The 18,923-nt window shown below is 51.9% G+C and carries 12 protein-coding genes, 3 tRNA genes and 2 pseudogenes; 7 read left to right on the top strand and 10 right to left on the bottom strand.

All coding sequences use genetic code 11. The features are described from left to right. Nucleotides 1–12: 12 nt before the first annotated feature. A complete protein-coding gene (locus MCJ35_RS22105) occupies nt 13–1,809 on the top strand; it encodes a sigma-54-dependent transcriptional regulator (protein ID WP_025485244.1) in 1,797 nt (598 codons plus the stop codon). A 54-nt stretch (nt 1,810–1,863) separates the two neighbouring features. On the opposite strand, the pseudogene MCJ35_RS32290 reads toward MCJ35_RS22105, so the two are convergent. The 4 genes and pseudogenes from MCJ35_RS32290 to MCJ35_RS22120 all read right to left on the bottom strand — a co-directional run. Further along, nucleotides 1,864–2,091, bottom strand: a pseudogene (locus tag MCJ35_RS32290) (DUF6783 domain-containing protein); the annotation flags it as partial. Beyond that, nucleotides 1,979–3,250, bottom strand: coding sequence for a M20 family metallopeptidase (locus MCJ35_RS22110; protein WP_025485242.1), 1,272 nt, complete (start codon nt 3,248–3,250; stop codon nt 1,979–1,981). The pseudogene MCJ35_RS32290 and the gene MCJ35_RS22110, both read right to left, overlap by 113 nt. A 92-nt stretch (nt 3,251–3,342) precedes the next feature. Beyond that, nucleotides 3,343–4,386, bottom strand: coding sequence for a ribonucleotide-diphosphate reductase subunit beta (locus tag MCJ35_RS22115; protein WP_025485240.1), 1,044 nt, complete (start codon nt 4,384–4,386; stop codon nt 3,343–3,345). A gap of 60 nt (nt 4,387–4,446) precedes the next feature. Further along, a complete protein-coding gene (locus tag MCJ35_RS22120) occupies nt 4,447–6,702 on the bottom strand; it encodes a ribonucleoside-diphosphate reductase subunit alpha (protein ID WP_025485239.1) in 2,256 nt (751 codons plus the stop codon). Between the two features lie 387 nt (nt 6,703–7,089). Here MCJ35_RS22120 and MCJ35_RS22125 point away from each other — a divergent pair, with 387 nt between their 5' ends. Then, complete coding sequence (locus MCJ35_RS22125) at nt 7,090–7,953, top strand: YitT family protein (protein ID WP_025485238.1); 864 nt, start codon at nt 7,090–7,092, stop codon at nt 7,951–7,953. Nucleotides 7,954–8,116: 163 nt separating this feature from the next. On the opposite strand, the gene MCJ35_RS22130 is transcribed toward MCJ35_RS22125, so the two are convergent. Together MCJ35_RS22130 and MCJ35_RS22135 are read right to left on the bottom strand one after the other, a co-directional pair. After that, nucleotides 8,117–9,283: an aldo/keto reductase gene (locus tag MCJ35_RS22130; protein ID WP_025485237.1), complete on the bottom strand. Its 1,167-nt coding sequence runs from the start codon at nt 9,281–9,283 to the stop codon at nt 8,117–8,119. A 25-nt stretch (nt 9,284–9,308) separates the two neighbouring features. Beyond that, nucleotides 9,309–10,451 (bottom strand): alginate O-acetyltransferase AlgX-related protein, encoded by a 1,143-nt coding sequence (locus MCJ35_RS22135; RefSeq protein ID WP_025485236.1) that lies wholly within the window; start codon nt 10,449–10,451, stop codon nt 9,309–9,311. A 108-nt stretch (nt 10,452–10,559) separates the two neighbouring features. On the opposite strand from MCJ35_RS22135, the pseudogene MCJ35_RS32295 reads away from it, so the two are divergent. After that, nucleotides 10,560–10,661 (top strand): annotated as a pseudogene (locus MCJ35_RS32295) (DUF6783 domain-containing protein); the annotation flags it as partial. Here MCJ35_RS32295 and MCJ35_RS22140 read toward each other — a convergent pair. Beyond that, nucleotides 10,651–12,069: an MBOAT family O-acyltransferase gene (locus MCJ35_RS22140; protein ID WP_025485235.1), complete on the bottom strand. Its 1,419-nt coding sequence runs from the start codon at nt 12,067–12,069 to the stop codon at nt 10,651–10,653. The pseudogene MCJ35_RS32295 and the gene MCJ35_RS22140 overlap by 11 nt on opposite strands. 243 nt (nt 12,070–12,312) lie before the next feature. Between MCJ35_RS22140 and rpoN the strand changes: the two genes are divergently transcribed. The 4 genes from rpoN to MCJ35_RS22160 all read left to right on the top strand — a co-directional run bounded on the left by rpoN (nt 12,313) and on the right by MCJ35_RS22160 (nt 14,184). Further along, nucleotides 12,313–13,698, top strand: coding sequence for an RNA polymerase factor sigma-54 (rpoN, locus tag MCJ35_RS22145; RefSeq protein WP_025485234.1), 1,386 nt, complete (start codon nt 12,313–12,315; stop codon nt 13,696–13,698). A 224-nt stretch (nt 13,699–13,922) separates the two neighbouring features. Continuing rightward, a tRNA-Phe gene (locus MCJ35_RS22150) sits at nt 13,923–13,995 on the top strand. 24 nt (nt 13,996–14,019) lie between these two features. After that, nucleotides 14,020–14,090, top strand: a tRNA-Gly gene (locus MCJ35_RS22155). A 22-nt stretch (nt 14,091–14,112) separates the two neighbouring features. After that, nucleotides 14,113–14,184 (top strand) — tRNA-Gly (locus MCJ35_RS22160). Nucleotides 14,185–14,312: 128 nt separating this feature from the next. Here the strand turns inward: MCJ35_RS22160 and glgX are convergent. The 3 genes from glgX to MCJ35_RS22175 form a co-directional block, all read right to left on the bottom strand. After that, a complete protein-coding gene (gene glgX / locus MCJ35_RS22165; protein ID WP_240299803.1) occupies nt 14,313–16,352 on the bottom strand; it encodes a glycogen debranching protein GlgX in 2,040 nt (679 codons plus the stop codon). 297 nt (nt 16,353–16,649) lie between these two features. Then, nucleotides 16,650–17,375 (bottom strand): N-acetylmuramoyl-L-alanine amidase, encoded by a 726-nt coding sequence (locus tag MCJ35_RS22170; protein ID WP_008720297.1) that lies wholly within the window; start codon nt 17,373–17,375, stop codon nt 16,650–16,652. A 66-nt stretch (nt 17,376–17,441) separates the two neighbouring features. Beyond that, nucleotides 17,442–18,899: a metallophosphoesterase gene (locus MCJ35_RS22175; RefSeq protein ID WP_025485230.1), complete on the bottom strand. Its 1,458-nt coding sequence runs from the start codon at nt 18,897–18,899 to the stop codon at nt 17,442–17,444. Nucleotides 18,900–18,923 lie beyond the last annotated feature (24 nt).

The following is an 18,923-nucleotide window of genomic DNA, read 5'->3' on the forward strand; positions in this document are numbered from 1 at the left end:
GGAGGTGCTTATATGGAATCGCCTAAGATTAAAGTCCTTGGAATCGCCCCTTATGAAGCAATGAAAAATGTGATGGAAAAGCTGGCCCGGAAAAGGCCTCAGATGGAAATGGATGTGTATGTGGGGGATTTAAAAAAGGGGGTTGATATCGCCCAGAAGAATATCCAGGGAAACTATGACGTCATCATATCGCGGGGCGGCACAGCGGAAATGATTGGCAAGGTGACCCATATACCTGTCATCGAAATCAGCCTGTCCGTCTATGATATACTGAGGGCCATGAAGCTGGCTGAGAATTATTCCGACAAGTATGCCGTGGTCGGGTTCCCCAGCATTACCAGCAGTGCCCACCTGCTCTGCGACCTGCTGCAATATAAGATAGACATCGTGACCATACACAATGAAAATGAAGTGGAATCCACCCTGCGGGATTTAAAGAAGAACGGATGCCGCATGATCCTGTGTGACATGATTGCCAATACAACCGCAAAAAAGCTGGGGCTGAATTCCATCCTTATTACCTCGGGCAACGAAAGCATCGAGAATGCATTTGACCAGGCATACAAGCTCTGCATCAGCTATGCCAATATCAAAGAGGAGAATTCCCTTCTGGGCGAAATCATCCGCGGGGAAAATTCCTATACGTTTGTGTTTGATGAAAAGCAGAACCTGTACTTCACCACCTGGGACAACGATGATTCTGAAATCACCGATATCCTGCGCAGGGAGATACCCGAGACACTGAACGGGGATAATTACAAGGCATTCCGCAACATTGACGGCAACCTGTTCTCCATCAACAGCCGTGTGATTGAAAAGTCCCTGCACCGTTACGCCGTGTTTTACGTGTCATCCACCAAGGTACCCATGGCCACCAGCAAATACGGCATCCTGTTTTCCAACAAGCGGGAGGCGGAACAGCATTTTTACAACAGTTTCTACAGTATCACAGGCTCCATGCAGGGTTTAAGGAATACGGTGGAGCAGATCAGCCAGAGCAGCTTTCCGGTTATGATTTCAGGCGAGGAGGGCACGGGAAAGGAACAGATTGCCCGGGCCATCTATGCACAAAGCTCCCTGCAGCACAATCCGCTTATCGCCATTAACTGCAGTCTTGTCAATGACAAGAGCTGGGGCTTTTTAACCAATCATTACAACTCACCGTTAAATGATAACAACAATACGATATATTTTAAAAATATCGAGGAGCTTCCCTCGGAACGGCGCAAACAGCTTCTGTCCATCATACTGGACATGAACCTGGACAAGCGGAACCGGCTTATATTCTCCTGTGTCAGCGCCAGCCAGACCGCCCTGCCGTCTGCTGCCAGGGAATTTGTCAACCTGCTCTCCTGCATGACCATCCATCTGCCGCCCCTGCGTGAACGGATGGAGGAACTCCCCACCATTTCAAGCCTGTACCTTGGGAACCTGAACGTGGAGCTGGCCCGCCAGATCATCGGGTTCGAACCGGAGGCCATGGCACTGCTGGAGGCATATGACTGGCCGTATAACTACACCCAGTTCAAGCGGGTCATCAATGAACTGGCAGTCATTACCTCCACACCGTATATAAGCGCCCGTGACGTCAGGTCACTTTTAGAAAAGGAAAGGGCCTCCTCCTTTACCGGCTCCGGCCAGACAGAGGAGACCCGCCATACAGGCCTGGATATAAACCGTACCCTGGACGAGATTACCTGCGATATAATCGGACAGGTACTGTCCCAGAACAACGGCAACCAAAGCGCGGCAGCAAAACAGCTTGGGATCAGCCGGACCACACTGTGGAGGTATATGAACCGCAGATAAACAGGCCCTAGAGCGTGTTTGAAAATTGCTTTCCGTCAGCTGTGCGTCCCACTTCGTGGGAGATTTGGTCCCGATGAGGGAGGCGTAGCGGGCTACGTTGACCGAATCGGGACCAAATATGCCGCGATGTGGGGGGTGCAGATAGCGGGAATGAATTTTCAAGCACGCTCTAGAAAACCGTCCGCTCCACCAGCCGCCACAGCACCCGCCTGCACCTGCACACATCCTCATAAGGCACATACTCATTGGGCTTATGGGCCAGTTCCAGGCTTCCCGGCCCATAGGACATACAGTCATGGTTCCCCAGGGTCCCGGCAATGACAGCCGTGTCCGTATAACCGTTAAACGCCCCGATGACAGTATCCATGCCGGTCACCTCATCGCAGGCCTGCTTCAGATGCCCAAGGAGCAGGGAACCATCGTCCTTCTCCACATAGGGACGGTCGCCTGTTATGACATAATGGCCTTTCACGCCGGGGACTTCCTGCTGCGCCAGTTCTATGGCCTGCTTCACGATCCGCTCCGCGGCCCTGGTGTCCGTGGGCGGCACCAGCCTCATATCAATCCACACCTTACAGGTATCCGGCACCACATACGGGCGGTAGCCTCCGGTTATCTGTCCAAAGGTCACGGTGGAAACCCCAAGGTCATGGTGGGACGGACAGGCCGCGACGGACTTCCTGATGAAGCTGACCGCCTCTGCCATGGCTGCAATCGCGTCCGCGCCCTTCCATGGATTGCTGGCATGGGCCGTGATTCCGTCCATGGTAAGCTCAAACCAGGCCCGCCCCTTGTGGGCCACCTGGATCTGCCCGTCCGTAGGCTCTGTATCCAGTATCCAGTCTTGTGCAGAAACCCAGCCATCCTGTATGGCCCGCTCCACGCCCCGCATGAAATCCTCCTCATCAACGGTTCCGATGAAGGTAAAGGCCCTGTCCGGAAGCTGCCCATTCTTCCCCACCAGCTCCACTGCCCGGGCAAATGCTGTCAAGGCGCAGGCAAGCCCGGATTTCATATCGCAGGCCCCTCTTCCGTAAAGCCGCTTCGCGCCGTCCTCCTGTGTGACCACGGCTCCCAGGGCAGGCGTATCCTCATTCCATCCATCTCCCAGCATCACCGTGTCCATATGGCATATGTAAGTAAGTCCCGGTTTTTCGGATTTGCCCGGTATGCGCGCCATCAGGTTAAAGCGTCCGGGAAGTACTTCCTGCTCCTTAAGTTCCATCCGTCCTGCCAGGCTTCCTCCCGCCATCTGTATCTTGCGTACCAGCCATTCCTTTATCCATCCCTCAATCCGCCCTTCATAGGCGCCGGGGTCTGAACTGTCAATCCCCACCAGCTGTCCGGCCAGGTCCCAGGCCTCATCATCCAATCCATGCTCCGCGTCCGATTCCCAAATTCCAGCCTTTGCTTCCTCCGGATTCAGCCCATCATTTTCCATTTCCCAATTCCTCCCATTACTTCTAATGCTTCATCCTATCATTCTACTACAATGCACAGATACTTCAACCCCTATGCGCCCTTAAACCTTCCCTACAGATCATCAATAATCGCCGCGCTCTTTGCATAGGCCGTGCTCTTGGCCTCGAAGAAATCCGTCTTTACCATATTGGCATTGGAATACTGGTTCACCCATGCCATGGATTCCGGTTCCTTCTCATATCCTTCATACAGCGGCTCAAAGCCCAGGCCGGTCCACCTCAGGTTCCCCAGGTATTTGATATAGGACGATACCATGTCCTTTGTCAGTCCCGGCACCTCATCCCCAATCACATAACAGCCCCATTCTATTTCCTGGCTCACGCCTTCCCTTAGCATGTCCTCCAGCATTTTCACATTGTCCGGTGTGAACAGGCCCGGTTCTTCTTTCTTAAGTTCTCCTATCATGCTGCGGAACAGCCACAGATGGGTATTCTCATCCCGGTTGATGTAGCGGATTTCCTGGACGCTTCCCGGCATTTTCCCGTTGCGGCCCAGGTTGTAGAAGAACATGAAGCCACTGTAAAAATATATGCCCTCCAGGATGTAATTAGCCATCATGACCCGCAGGAGGGTGATGTCATCCTTTCTTTCCTGGAACTCGTTATAAAGGTTCCCGATAAATGTGTTCCGTTTCAGAAGGTGTCCATCCTCCTTCCACTGGTAAAGGATCCGGTCCCTTTCCACGGGGCTGCATATGGAATCCAGCATATAACTGTAGCTCTGGCTGTGCACCGCCTCCTGGAATCCCTGTATGGTCAGGCACAGGTTCACCTCGTTGGCCGTTATGTACTGGCCGATACAGGGGAGGTTGGCTGTCTGTATGGAATCCAGGAATACCAGGAAACTGAGTATCTTGTCAAATGCCTCCCGCTCCGCCACGGACAGGTTCCGGTAATCCTTCACATCCGTGCTCAGGTTAATCTCCTCCGGTATCCAGAAATTATTCATGGCCTGTCTGTACCAGGCGCTGGCCCAGGTGTACTTCATATTGTTAAAGTCGTTGAGATTGGTGGTATTGCCCCCAATCATCCTCCGGCTGTTCTTATCCGTGTCCCCCTGTGGGTTAAACAGGGATTTTGCCTTCAAAACTGTCATGTCGTGCTCCTTATTAATAATGGTATATGAATCTTGGGACTGCGCACCAGCCTGCCGCACTCAGCTGGAACAGCTCTCGCACTCCTCCACCTCCAGGGACTGGCTGCGCACATAATAGATGGTCTTGACGCCCTGTTCCCAGGCCAGGATATAGAGGTTTAACAGCTGGCGCATGGTATATTCGTTGGTAATATACAGGTTCACGCTCTGTGCCTGGTCGATGTGGCGCTGGCGCACCCCGGCTGCCCGCACCGTATAGGTCTGGTCAATGGTGTATGCGCTTTTATACAGCCAGAAGGTACTTATATCCAGCTCAGGCGCCACCCTTGGCATGATGGAATTTTTCTTTTCCTCCAGGAAGAAACGCTTCATCACAGGATCCAGGCCGGCGGTTGTCCCGGACAGGATGCTGGTGCTGCTGGTAGGCGCCACCGCCATCAGCCATGCATTGCGCATCCCCTGTGCGGCCACCTGCGCGGCCAGCCCATCCCATCGTCCGCCTTCATATCCCCTCTTTTTAAAATACTCCCCTGACTGCCATTGGCTGCCCTCGAAATATTCATAGCTGCCCTTTTCCGCGCCCAGCGCGCTGCTGGCCCGGATGGCCGCATAATTAATCCGCTCAAACACCTGGTCTGCAAATGCAAGGTGCTCTTCGCTTTCCCACCTGATCCTGTGCTTTGCCAGCATATGATGATACCCGCTAACCCCCAGGCCGATGCTCCGGTAGCGTGCGTTGGTCACTTTTGCGTAGGGAAGGGGATAAAAGTTCAGGTCAATCACATTATCCAGCGCACGCACGGCAGTGGACACAATCTCCTCCACCTCGCTGTCGCTGGTCACATCGATATTGCCAAGGCAAAGGCTTGCCAGGTTGCACACCACAAAATCACCCGGCCTGGTGGTATTCACGATTACGGTGTCGCCCTCCCGGTTCAGGATTTCCGTTGACACGGATTCCACAGGCGACATGTTCTGGGCAATCTCGGTGCAGAGGTTGGAACAGTATATCATTCCCTTATGGCTGTTGGGATTGGCCCTGTTCACTATATCGCGGTTAAAGGCAAAGGGCGTTCCTGTTTCCACTGCCGATTTAAGGATCAGTCTCACCACATCCTTTAACAGAACCGTGCGTTTGGAAATGCGCTGGTCCTTCACGCAGTCCCAGTACCGTTCCTCCCACTCCTCTCCATAGGAATCCTCCAGGCAGTAACCTTTGACCGCCTCTATCTCATGAGGACACATGAGATACCAGTCCTGGTCCAGGCTTTCCTCTGCAAGCTTCCAGAACAGGTCCGGGTAACAGACCCCCGGGAAGATATCATGGGCCTTCATCCTGTCGTCCCCGTTATTCGTCCTCAGCTGAAGGAACTCAGGCAGGTCCTTATGCCAAGCGTCCAGATAAACCGCGGCAGCGCCCTGGCGCATCCCCAGCTGGTCCACGGCCACGGCTGTGTCATTGACCAGTTTTATCCAGCGGATTACCCCGCCCGCAGCCCCCTTAAAACCGCGTATGCTGCTGCCGGTTGCCCTTACCTTTCCAAAATACAGGCCCATTCCTCCACCGAATTTGCTGACCTGGGCAAAGTTATCCACACTTCGGTAGATTCCCTCCAGGCTGTCCGGCACCGTATCGATGAAGCAGCTGGAAAGCTGGTGGTATGGCTTCCTGGCATTGGAAAGGGTAGGTGTGGCCATGGTGGCCTTTATCTGGCTGAGCATGTCATAGAACCGGCGCACCCACTCCATCCTGACATCTTTCTTTTCCTTCATGGCCAGGTGCAGCGCAATCCCAAGATACATTTCCTGGGGTGTCTCCAGACCATGGCGCTCACGGTCCTGAATCACATAGCGCTTCAGCAGCAGGTCCAGCCCCGCATAGGTGAACAGGCAGTTGCGCTCCTCACGGATGAATCCCTGGGCCTGTGCAATTTCCTCCCTGCTGTAGTTCTCCAGGATATACGCCCCGTAAAGCCCCTGGTCTGTCAGATATTCAAGCTTATCATAGAGGGAGGCAATGCCCAGTGTGCCAAGACGCTCCTTTACTTCCTGTTCAAACTGGCAATACCTCAATCTGGCCGCTGCAAACTCCCACCTTGGCGCCTCCCTGGAGGTCAGTTCTGCCGCGGACCTGATAAGCGCCTCCATGTGTTCCTCCGCAGTCATATGCGCTTTTTCAAATGCCCTGCTGCGCTCAAATAAAAGCTCCAGCCCATAGCCTTCACCTGTAAAATCCCGTTCTATTCCCCTAAGGCATTCCATAAGCCCCGGATTCCCGGTCCCATGGACCACCGCGTTTATATACGTATCATTCATAATCTCATTATTATCTCCTTATGTTCCTTCCATACATAACCCTTACCGCACAGATCCCAGCCGCGTTTCAGAGCCACGGTTCCCATTATAAACCATATATCTTGTGGTTACAAGCTGAATTTATACAAAAATACCCAAAATGCTGTGTTTTACCCAAATTTACCAAATTCCATATTTCCCTTATATCCCCCTCCCGGATATCCCGGGAATCCCCCTCCTCCCGCCTTTTGCTACAGCCCCATGGTTGTAGCTATTTCAGCAAAAAATGTGATTGCACTTGTGGCCCTTTCCGCTTATTATATGGTTGGACTGATAATATCAATGCGGCAAAACCGCAAAGGGGGTAAACTTTCCGGCCTGCGTAACTGCGTCCGGGAAGCAGGGATTATGAAAGAACTGAAAAATCCATTCTGGCGCATGGCCGCCGAGTATGGTGTCATTACTTTAAGTATCTGGATTATGGTAGTGGGGATTTACTTTTTCAAATTTCCAAATCATTTTGCATTTGGAGGCGTGACAGGCTTTTCCACCGTGGTCAGCGAGGCAACCCGCTGGTCTGCAGGCGATTTCACATTCATTGTGAACACGGCCCTGCTCCTGCTGGGCTTTATTTTCCTTGGAAAAGGATTCGGACTTAAGACGGTTTATGCCAGTATGCTTATGTCGGTCAGCCTTTCCATGCTGGAGCGCATCTGCCCCCTGGCCCGGCCCCTGACAGAAGAACCGCTGCTGGAGCTTTTATTTGCAATCTTCCTTCCGGCCGTGGGCACCGCCATCCTGTTTAATATCGGGGCGTCCAGCGGAGGGACCGATATCATTGCCATGATATTAAAGAAGCACACCAGCCTTAATATCGGAACCGTCCTCATGCTGGTGGACGTGGCTGCCGTGGCTTCCTCCTTCTTTATATTCGGGCCGGAGACAGGGCTGTTCTCCACCATTGGCCTTGCGGCCAAGTCCCTTGTGATTGACGATGTCATCCAGAACATCAACCTATGCAAATGTTTCAATATCATCTGTGATAACCCGGACCCCATCTGTGACTACATCATTAACACGCTGCACAGAAGCGCTACGGTCTACCACGCACAGGGAGCATTTTCCCATAACGAAAAGACCGTCATCATGACCACCATGAAGCGCAGCCAGGCCCTGAAGCTGCGCAACTATATACGCGGGATTGAGCCTACGGCGTTTATGCTGATATCGAATTCCAGCGAGATTATCGGGAAAGGGTTTTTGACGAATTGAGCTGGGATGTGGTTTCATGTGATTGAATGTGATTGGGATATGATTGAATATGAATCTGGTGAAATAAAACCGGAGCAGTTTCTGGCATGGTATGATACCGCCAGATTCCTGCTCCGGTTTCTTATCTTGAAATCCTTATTTTGAAATCCTTATTCCGTCATTCTCACTCCGCTGCATTTCCGTCTCCCAGCTCAGCCGCATTCCCATCCCCCAGTTCAGCCGCCAAAGCCGCCAGATCCTTCCTTATCCCAATCCCCTGAGGACAGACCTTCTCGCATTTCCCGCACTGGATACACAGGTCTGCCCCGGCGCCGGCTTCCTGTTTTTCCTTAAATGCTTTCCTGGCCCTTTCCTCAACATCATACATGGCTTTTTCATTCCATATCGCGAAATTCCCCGGTATATCCACTCCGGCAGGGCAGGGCATGCAGTAGCGGCAGGCCGTGCAGCCGTTCTTAATGCGCGTCCGTATGGCCTGGGCTGCCTGTTCAATGATATTTTCCTCTTCCCTGCTCAAGGGTACGAAGGGGCTGAAGGTCTTTATATTATCCTCCAGCTGTTCCTCGGAGGACATGCCGCTTAATACCAGCTTCACGCCAGGATGGCTGCCCACCCAGCGCAAGGCCCAGGATGCAGGGGTACGCCCGGGATCTGCTGCCTCAAGGATTGCCTGCGCATCCCCGGGAAGCCCGGACAGCATGCCGCCTTTTACAGGTTCCATGACAATCACGGGAATCCCCATCTTGCTTGCCAGTTCATATCCCCGGTCCCCTGCCTGGATGTTCCTGTCCATGTAATTATACTGGATCTGGCAGAAATCCCACTGCCTGTATGTGATGATTTCCCTGAAAACCTCATAATCATCATGGAACGAGAATCCAAGATGGCGGATTTTCCCCTCCTGTTTTAACTGCTGCGCCCACTCAATGATACCGGAACCTTTAAGCTTCTCCCAGCGTTCACGGTTCAGGGCATGGAACAGGTAATAATCCACATAGCTGACCTGAAGGCGGTCCAGCTGCTCATCGAACACAGCCTGCGCCTCATCCGCCGTATTAACCAGCCATACCGGCAGCTTGGTTGCCAGATAATAAGAATCCCTAGCATACTTTGCCAGTATCCGCCCCAGGAACGGCTCGCTCTCCCCATCGTGGTAGGGATATGCCGTGTCTATGTAATTCACGCCGGCCTTCAGGGCCATGTCCAGCATCTTCCCAGCCCTTTCCTGGTCAATGTCCCCGCTTTCCGTCTTGGGAAAGCGCATGCATCCAAACCCAAGCAGGGACACCTTGTCCTCAGCCTTCTGAAACCTCATTGTCCTGTATTGCATGATAAAATCCTCCTTTATTAGTAAATCATTCCCACACCATAGCCCCCAGGCTTTCCAGCAGCCCAAACATATAGTCCGTATACCGCTCCGCCACCTCAATCACCACAACATCCGGCTTAAGCTCCCTGACAGCGGCGGCGCAGTCTTCCGTACGGTAATCCATCAGTGTCACCTGGGGATATTCCTTTGCAAAGTACTCCGCCATATGGACGCCGAAGGAATCCCTGAATATAAGAACGTTCCGTTCCTCATCCTGTACATCGGAAATGTAACGGGTGACTGTCTCCCTCTGGTTCTGGAAGTCCAGGGAATAGGTGATATCCTCACGGTAGTCCGCCACCTTCAGGAACGGGTCGTCATCATAATATTTCTGAAGGTTCAGCATGACGGCCAAATCCCCGCTGAAAGTTCCCCTGTCCTCTATGGTATATCCCATGTAGGACTCCGGGCCGAATTTTTCATGGCTGATATCCGTAATCAGCATCCGCGCTGCCAGGAAGGCGCCCATATCATTCCAATGGGTATCGTATTTGCGGTAAATCTGGCACCAGTTCTGGCTGGCCTGCCTGAATGACTCCAGCGGATAATACACATCGGCATCCGTATGTTCCTTAAGATAGGCGTATAAAAGGTCCGCCCTGGATTCCTCATTCACCACCTTAATGGAAGACGGCATGTATTCACTATACACCTGCTCCTTGTTGGGGACAATATATAAAATGAATTTTATTCCCCGGCTGTCAAGATTCCTGTCCGCCGACCGCAAAAAACCGGCAAACTGCTCCAACTGTCCTTCTGAATAATGGTTGGTCCCCTGGTAATCCGCCAGGCTGTCCTCCATTTCCCCCTTTAACTTGTAAAACATCCACCCGTCCTTCCCCATGAGCACCGCATCCGAGGACACCTCGCCAAACACCCGGATATCCGTCAGCTTCACAAATGCCACCAGCGGGTTCTTAAAAGCCAGATGGTCGTTAAAGTAAGCATCATAAAGGCCGGGATACCGGGAAAGTCCCTGTATGTCCAGCACAGGTTTCTCCTGATAAACCCGGTTCTCATAATTCTCCGTATCCACATATCCCTTCAAGGGAATAAACAGAATACGTGGCAGCACCATCATCGCCAGGAACATGCCTGAAAATATATATGCTTTCATCCGCTTATTCATCCAATGCCAACCTCCCTGCCGGACTGGGCCAAAAGCCCTGGGGCCTGTTTGAAAATTCATTCCCGCCATCTGCACGCCCCACTTCGCGGCATATTTGGTCCCAATTCGGTCAACGTAGCCCGCTACGCCTCCCTCATCGGGACCAAATCTCCCACAAAGTGGGACGCACAGCTAACGGAAAGCAATTTTCAAACACGCCCTAAAACCTGAAATAAATGAATGGATTATATGTACTGCCCACAGCCACCGCGATGCTGTATGCAAACAGCAGGATCAGCCCCGCTCCCTCCATAAGGGAAATGCCTTCCTCATCCGTCATATGGCGCCTAAGTCCTGGCGCCAGGGCCTGGGCCGGGCCGCAAAGCACGATTCCAATCATCATGAATACCGTTGTTTTATGTGTCATGAACATGGAAATGTCATAAACCCCCGGTCTCATGGCAAACATCTGCCCAAGAAGCATGACCCCTCTTGTAAGGGAATCCGCCCGGAACATGGTCCATCCGATGACCGTGACAAAGAACATATACAGGAAACTTATGATTCCTGGTAAATGTTCCAGGCGTTTTTTCAGGAAAAGCCGTTCCGCCACCTGCAGGACGCCATAGTACAGGCCCCAGGCAATGAAGGACAGCCCGGCCCCATGCCAGAAACCGGTGCAAAGGAATACAATCATCAGGTTCAGGCAGGTGCGCATGGTTCCCTTCCTGCTTCCGCCTAACGGAATATACAGGTAGTCCTTAAACCAGCTGGACAGGGAAATGTGCCACCTGCGCCAGAACTCCCCCACATTCCGCGCCAGATACGGGTAATTGAAATTCTCCGGCAGATTAAAGCCAAGCATTTTCCCCAGCCCCACCGCCATATCGGAATACCCTGAAAAATCAAAATAAATCTGAAGGGTATAGAGAATCCCGATGTACCAGCCCAGCCCTCCGCTGATCTGCTCCATGGGATGGGAAAGTACCTTATCCACCACACTTCCGAACTGGTTTGCAAGAATCAGTTTCTTGGAAAGTCCATAGATAAAGCGCCTGACCCCATAGGCAAATGTCTCAGGCGTCACACGGCGGTCATGGATACATGCGTCAAAGCCCCTATAGCGGACAATAGGCCCCTGAATCATTTTCGGAAAAAATAAAAGATACAGCGCCAGGTGGGACAGGCGGCTTTCAGCCGGTATATCCCCTCTGTATACATCGATGACATAAGAAATCATCTGAAAGGTATAAAAGGATATGCCAATGGGCAGAAGCAGGTTCCTGGGCGCCATGATCTGCCTGCCGGACAATTTCCCCAGTAGGTCCGTAAAAAAATCAAAATATTTAAAATATCCCAGAAAGCCCAGGTTAAATACCAGAAGCAGGATCAGGACGGCGGGACGGCACCCAAAGCCTTGAGACCGTGAATCCGCAGCCTTCCCCATGAGCCGCGCGCCACAGTAATTGACCAGAAGGGATAGCAGCAACACCCAGATGTACTCCTGTTCACCCCAGGCATAGAATATAAATCCGGCTGCAATCATGAACCAGTTTCCGGCCCTGGGGGGAAGTATTAAGTTGAGAATCAGGACACATGGCAGAAACAGCCATAAAAATATCATTGAACTGAACAGCATGGCGGGAGAATCCTCCTGTTTTAGTGTGCGTACATGGAATCCCCATCCAGAAGGGCGGGGCGGAATCCGTACTATTATCCTACCATATCATTCTGTTCCAATCAACGGATATCTAAAAACCATGGCAAGGCATGAACCTGGATAGCTGAAGCATCTCAAGTCTTTGATTGTGCTGGACAGGCTTCTGTGATATAATTGTATGGTCAAAAAAACATTGGACTTAAGATGAAAGAAGGAAGTGTTATGGATTTAAAACTGCAGGTTAAGCAGACACAGACCCTGTCCCAGCGGATGATACAGTCGGCTGAGATTCTGCAGATGACCTCTCAGGAGCTGAATACCTATATTAATGAATTGGCATTGGAAAATCCTGTGATTGATATCGTGGAGCCTCCTGCCGGGAATCAGCAGAAGGAATCGATTGAGGAACAGCAGTGGCTGAATTCCTTTAATGAAGAGAACTATTACCTCTATCAGAGACAGAATAATGACGATGATTATGATTTTAAGAACAGCTGGAACATCAACACGGACGACGGCGAGACCTTACAGGATTACCTGTGGTCCCAGCTGGTTACCGAGGACTTTTCAAGCCTGGAAACCGACATGATTAAATTCATGCTGGAATCCCTGGACAATAAAGGCTACCTGGGGGAGGGCGTGGAGGATATCGCTTCTTACTTTCAGACCGACCTGTCTGTGGTGGAAAGACTTTTATATACCCTCCAGCAGCTGGACCCGGCAGGCGTCTGCGCCAGGAACCTGGAGGAATGCCTGTCGCTTCAGCTGGAACGGCGCCAGATGCTGACCCCTGTCCTCAGTTCCATCATTAATGGCTGCCTGGAAATGGTGGCCAGGAACCAGATTCCCGCCATTGCAAGGAAGCTGCACCTGTCCCAGGCCGAGGCCGCCGGATACTGCCAGATCATCAAGTCGCTGAACCCCAAACCCGGAGTCTCCTTCAGCAGCAGGGAAAAGCTCAGATACATCATACCGGACGTGACCATTGTTAAATTCAAGGAACATTTTGACATACTTCTCAATGAGTCCATGTACCCGAATATAGAGATTAACAGTTACTACAGCCAGATGAACCGCAACCCCGATTCTGCCGAACTGAAGGAATACCTGAGCAACAAGATCCGCCAGGCGGAATGGGTGAGGCAGTGCGTGACCCAGAGGGGAAAGACCCTGATGCAGGTTTCCAAATCCATCCTGGAACATCAGGAAGGCTTCTTTACCTACGGTCCCTCCCATCTGGCGCCCCTGAAGCTGGCTGACATTGCACAGGAACTGGACATCCATGAGTCCACGGTCAGCAGGGCTGTAAGCAAGAAGTACCTCCAGTGTTCCTGGGGCGTATACCCTATGAACTTTTTCTTCTCCCGCAAAGTCTCTGTCCAGGAAAATACCGCTGACCCGGATAACGCCTCCGCCGTCACTGCCGCGGACATCAAACGGGCGCTTCGGGAAATCATAGACGCCGAAGATAAGAAAAAGCCCTACAGCGACCGCCTGCTGGGCGAAAAGCTGGCTGAACGCGGTATCTCCATCTCCAGAAGGACGGTTGCCAAATACCGCGAAGAAGAAGGGATTGCAGATGCCAGCGGACGGAAGGAATATGTGTGACAGGCGTGCATGGCCGCGGGGAAAACCATAACTTCCCCGTGGTTTTTAACTGTCTCCCGTCAAAGCGGATAGTCAGTGTTTCAATCCATCATCTGAAAAAAGGTAAAAATAAAAAATAATTTTTTGTATTTTCACTTGACAATTGGGCAAAAACTGGGTAAAATATTAGCGTTGTCGGCATGATGAAGAAGAACAGGATTGTTCCTCAGAATCTGCGGATAGATGCCCAGATAGCTCAGTTGGTAGAGCAGAGGACTGAAAATCCTCGTGTCGCTGGTTCGATTCCGGCTCTGGGCACTGCTGAGATCATATCAGCAGAATGCAGGTGTAGTTCAATGGTAGAACACTAGCCTTCCAAGCTAGATACGTGGGTTCGATTCCCATCACCTGCTTTTAACTGAATCAGTTATATATGCGCGAGTGGCTCAGTGGTGGAGTATCGCCTTGCCAAGGCGAGGGTCGCGGGTTCGAATCCCGTCTCGCGCTTTTTTTATTGGCTGGAATCCCTTGATTTACAAAGGATTCCAGCCTTTTCGTTCTCCAGAATGATGTAGACAGCTGTAGACACTTCCTATTCTGTCCAGATGGGAATCGGGCCATCTATCCTTTCCCCTCTATCCCTTCACCCGGCCGCAAAAGACCATCACCGTTCTTGGCGGAATCACAAATCCTGGCTCCACAGGCCCGGACTCCCTGATTTGTGCATCCCACGTATTGACCGCCCGGAACCATTCCATGCCATCCGGCAATTGAGGAAGCACTGCCTCCAGCTGCTCCCAGTACGCATTACTGGCAATATAGACTGTCTCCGGCCGCTTCCCATCCTCCTGGCCTGCCATCATGACACCGATGTACCTGTCATAGCCGGAAAATCCTTCAACCCATGGACTTGTGCCATGGAAGCTGATATCTGGAATGTCTCCAAATCCATTGCTTATATTAGAACGCAGCACCGGATGCTCCTTACGGAACTGTATCATGAACTTGAAAAACCGGAATATGTCCTGGTTCTTTTCCAGAAGGCCCCAATCCAGCCAGGACACCTCATCGTCATGGCAATAGGGGTTATTGTTTCCAAACTGCGTATTGCCAAACTCATCCCCTGCCAGGAACATGGGTATTCCCCTGCTGCACATTAGTACCGCACAGGCGTTGCGTATCATCCGCCTCCTCAGGGTATTGACCGCCTCGTCCCTTGTCTCCCCCTCCGCCCCGCAGTTCCAGCTGTGATTGTCATTGCTGCCATCGGTATTATCCCATCCATTGCTCTCATTGTGCTTTTCATTGTAAGAGTATAAATCATACAAGGTAAAACCGTCATGGCAGGTAATGAAGTTCACGGATGCATTCTCACGGACAGAGGGATCATATATGTCGCTGGAACCTGCAATACGCAGGGCCGCAGCGGCTGCAGCGCCTTCATCCCCTTTCAGGTACCTGCGGATATCATCCCGGTAACGGCCGTTCCACTCTGCCCAGCGGTTCCAGGAAGGAAACTTCCCCACCTGGTATAATCCCCCTGCATCCCATGCCTCTGCAATCAGCTTCACGTCCCCCAGGATGGGGTCAAATGCCAGCTGCTGCAGAAGCGGCGGCTTTTCCATGGGTGAGCCGTCCTCATTGCGCCCCAGGATGGATGCCAGGTCAAACCGGAAGCCATCCACCCGGTAAGCCGTCACCCAGTAACGCAGGCAGCTTACTATCAGCTGCTGGACAATGGGGTGGTTACAGTTCAGCGTATTGCCGCAGCCGCTGAAGTTGTAGTAAAATCCTTCCGGTGTCAGCATGTAATAGATATTGTTGTCAAAACCCTTAAAGGAAAAAAATGGACCGTTTTCATTGCCCTCGGCCGTGTGGTTGAACACCACATCCAGATAGACCTCAATCCCATGGGCATTGAGCAAATGGATCAGCCGCTTTAATTCATTTCCCTCCCGGTTGTACTCCTTGCTGGCTGTGTAGCTTGTATTGGGCGAGAAAAAGCTGACCGTGTTATAGCCCCAGTAATTATACAGCTTATTCCCATCCACTTCCCGGTAATCCAGCATCTCGTCAAACTCGAATATGGGCATGAGTTCCACTGCATTGACTCCCAGCTCCACCAGATAAGGGATTTTCTCCTTTATCCCCTCAAATGTGCCCGGAAATTCCACCCCCGATGAACCATGCTTTGTATATCCCCTCACATGCATCTCATAGATAATCAGGTCCTCCATGGGAAGCAGGGGCTGTTGATTATCACCCCAATCAAAATCATCCTTCACCACCCTGGCCTTATAGCGCTGCCCCAAAGTGGAAGGCTGTCCCCACAGGCTTTGTCCGGTCACGGCCTTGGCATAGGGATCCAGAAGGTATTTTTCCCTGTTGAAAATCAGGCCCTTTTCCGGCTCATAAGGTCCTTCCACCCGGTAAGCATATTCAAATTCCCCGATATCCAGCCTGAACACAATCATGGAATACACATTCCCAATCCGGTAATGGGCCGGAAACGGCAGGACTGCATAGGGTTTATCCTCGGTCCGCCTGAACAAAAGCAGTTCCACTCCCGTGGCATGGTGGGAATGGATGGTAAAATTCACGCCGCCCGGTATTGCCGTGGCCCCGTATATATCGTAAAACCCGGGACGCACGGCATATCCGCCTATGTGGTCCATGGCAACCAGATGGATGGCCCCTTCCGCCCCCACAAGGGTTTCCTTGACCTGGGGGCATTTCCCCGTTTCCTGTGCCGAAGTAATCCTTCCTGTTTCCTGTGCCATATTTCCTCCGTTTCCGCACACTTACCATGATATCTGGCATTTCATGGTCCATCATCTGTCATGACATGCGCTGCCTCTGCTGAAAGATTCCTGTTTTTATTATATGTGGCAGATAGGACAATAGCAAGGAGGATACACCTTTATTTCCAAAAAGGGTATGGCACGACACCGCACCATACCCAGTCTATCCGCCTATTTCCCCTGCGCTTTCTGTCCCCCCACCGTATTCAGGTACTCCATGATGCCCACATGGATGGTCCATGCCATCCGGTCCTGATAATCCTCCTGCTCCAGTTTAGCCGCCTCCTTTTTATTGCTTAGGAAGCCGCATTCCACTATGACAATGGGCTGTTTTACATGGAGAAGAAGGTAATAATTGTCATTGGCCTTGGCCATGCGCTTATTGGCATCACCCAGCACATAATCAAACCGTTTCTGAAGGATTTCCGCCAGATATTTCCCCTTCTCTGAGGTTTTATAATAGAATACCTGCCCGCCGTTCACATACTCCTCATGGTAGCTGTTCTGGTGTATGCTTACAACCAGGTCAGGGACTGCCTCATTAATCACGTCGCAGCGTTTCCTCATATCCGCCATCTTCTTATGGCTGTCGCCGGAGGTGTAAAGGCCCTGATCTGAGTCCCTGGTCAGCACCACCTTCACATCGGATGCCTCCAGATAAGCTTTCAACCGCTCTACAATCTTTAGATTAATGTCTTTTTCCAACTGCCCGTCAATTCCCACCTTGCCGGGGTCGTTGCCGCCATGCCCCGCGTCTATCACCACCACGGGCCTTGCCTTGTCAGCGTCCGCCTTATCATTCTGGACAGCCACCAGTGTCCCGGCCTGCCACGATACAAGCGCCACGATTCCCAGCAGGAGAATCCCCATCACGGTCTGCCATGCTGATTGCTTCATCAATGGGTGCTCCTTCATAACCTTTAATCCAGTATATTCACCCATCTACCTGAAAAAGACCTGTTTTTACTCCACACTCAGGCTGTTATAGTCCTGAACCGCATCCTCCACTATATATTCCAGATATTCGTACAGGATGGCCGGATAACAATATTCCTGCCACATCCCATATCCCGGCTGCTTCACAGCCTCTTCCACCACCTCATAGGCCCTGCCCGCATAGCAGGCCGCATTGATATCCGCATATACCTTGGACATCTGCTGTTTCTGTGTCTCTGACAGCTTCACGAACAGGCTTCCCGTCTCCTCCTCAGCAGAATCCTTCATTGCGTCATATGCCTGATTGTAGAAAATCCGGTTCAGGGTAGGGGGACTGTATGTATTGAAATTCAACAGGTTCTCATCCGTACTCCTGTGCCTCCTGGCCCACTTTTCCATGTCAACCTGCCTGGTATGGTAGGAAAATGATTCATCCTCCATATATTCCAGGACGCCATACTGGCAGGGCGGCGTGCTCAGGGAACTGGTTACGATTTCATGGATTCCGAAGCTGTTGTTGCGCATGAAATGCTGCACATGAAGATGACCGCTGAGGAACAGCGGGATGTTCTCCCCTTCCAGCTTCTGTATCAGCTCCTCGCTGTGCTCAATGGTACAGTCATCCACATATACCTTGCTCTCCTCCAAAAGGTTGTGGTGGGCCACGGGCAGAAGGATGACACCGTCCTCATTGGCAGTCTCCAGCTGTCTGTCAATCCATTCATATGTTTCGGTCTTAATCATGCCTCCCACACGGTTACGCGGCTCATACTGGCAGGTATCCAGCATCAAAAGCCTCATGGACGGACTCAGGTCATAGGTGTAACTCAGGGAACTGGTATCCCGGCTGTTGGCCTCAGAGTAACCGAATTCCTTATAAATCCTTACGAAGTCCGCTGGCGTGGTGGGTTCTGCCGGGTAACGGTCCGCACCGGAATACACGGCCGCGCTGGGGTTATTGATGTCATGGTTGCCGGGAATCACCACAACGGTTATCCCTGCCCGCTCCAGCGCATCCAGCTTGCCGGCCAGTTCCTCATGGCTTTTCTTTTCGCCCTGAAGGCTCAGATCCCCGCTAATGATCAGCACATCCGGGTTCAGAAGCTGGATTTCCTCAAAGGCTGCATCCGTTATCTCCCACACATAGTTGGTCAGCTTACCGTCCCCATGCTCCACCATTGACTGGAACATGTCGCCTCCATCTGTAAGTGATTCAGCCAGATAATGGATATCCGTCATCACCACAATCCGTTTACCGCCTTTCAGCGGTTCGGCCTTTGTCTCCTTTTCCGCTCCTGGAAAAGGCTCTATCTCCGACGGGCTCGGCGCCGTGGGCTTCACAACCTCCGCCTCGGTGGAGGGCGCTTCTGTCCTGCCGGCAGATGTCTGTACGCTTTCCTCCACAGCGGTCTGGCTGCTGCACCCGGCCGCCATCACCATCAATGCTGCTGTCACAATCCCTGCAATCCACTTCCTGTTTCCCATATCCATCCCCCGGGTTCATATTAT

The sequence above is a fragment of the Enterocloster sp. OA13 genome (assembly GCF_022440595.1).
In the GTDB taxonomy this organism is placed as follows: domain Bacteria; phylum Bacillota; class Clostridia; order Lachnospirales; family Lachnospiraceae; genus Enterocloster; species Enterocloster hominis.

Bases quoted from the DNA above. Each gene is read 5' to 3' on its own strand.
- MCJ35_RS22105 (WP_025485244.1), top strand. From the start codon at position 13: ATGGAATCGCCTAAGATTAAAGTCCTTGGAATCGCCCCTTATGAAGCA.
- MCJ35_RS22110 (WP_025485242.1), bottom strand. From the start codon at position 3,250: ATGGAAAATGATGGGCTGAATCCGGAGGAAGCAAAGGCTGGAATTTGG.
- MCJ35_RS22115 (WP_025485240.1), bottom strand. From the start codon at position 4,386: ATGACAGTTTTGAAGGCAAAATCCCTGTTTAACCCACAGGGGGACACG.
- MCJ35_RS22120 (WP_025485239.1), bottom strand. From the start codon at position 6,702: ATGAATGATACGTATATAAACGCGGTGGTCCATGGGACCGGGAATCCG.
- MCJ35_RS22125 (WP_025485238.1), top strand. From the start codon at position 7,090: ATGAAAGAACTGAAAAATCCATTCTGGCGCATGGCCGCCGAGTATGGT.
- MCJ35_RS22130 (WP_025485237.1), bottom strand. From the start codon at position 9,283: ATGCAATACAGGACAATGAGGTTTCAGAAGGCTGAGGACAAGGTGTCC.
- MCJ35_RS22135 (WP_025485236.1), bottom strand. From the start codon at position 10,451: ATGAATAAGCGGATGAAAGCATATATATTTTCAGGCATGTTCCTGGCG.
- MCJ35_RS22140 (WP_025485235.1), bottom strand. From the start codon at position 12,069: ATGCTGTTCAGTTCAATGATATTTTTATGGCTGTTTCTGCCATGTGTC.
- rpoN (WP_025485234.1), top strand. From the start codon at position 12,313: ATGGATTTAAAACTGCAGGTTAAGCAGACACAGACCCTGTCCCAGCGG.
- glgX (WP_240299803.1), bottom strand. From the start codon at position 16,352: ATGGACCACATAGGCGGATATGCCGTGCGTCCCGGGTTTTACGATATA.
- MCJ35_RS22170 (WP_008720297.1), bottom strand. From the start codon at position 17,375: ATGAAGCAATCAGCATGGCAGACCGTGATGGGGATTCTCCTGCTGGGA.
- MCJ35_RS22175 (WP_025485230.1), bottom strand. From the start codon at position 18,899: ATGGGAAACAGGAAGTGGATTGCAGGGATTGTGACAGCAGCATTGATG.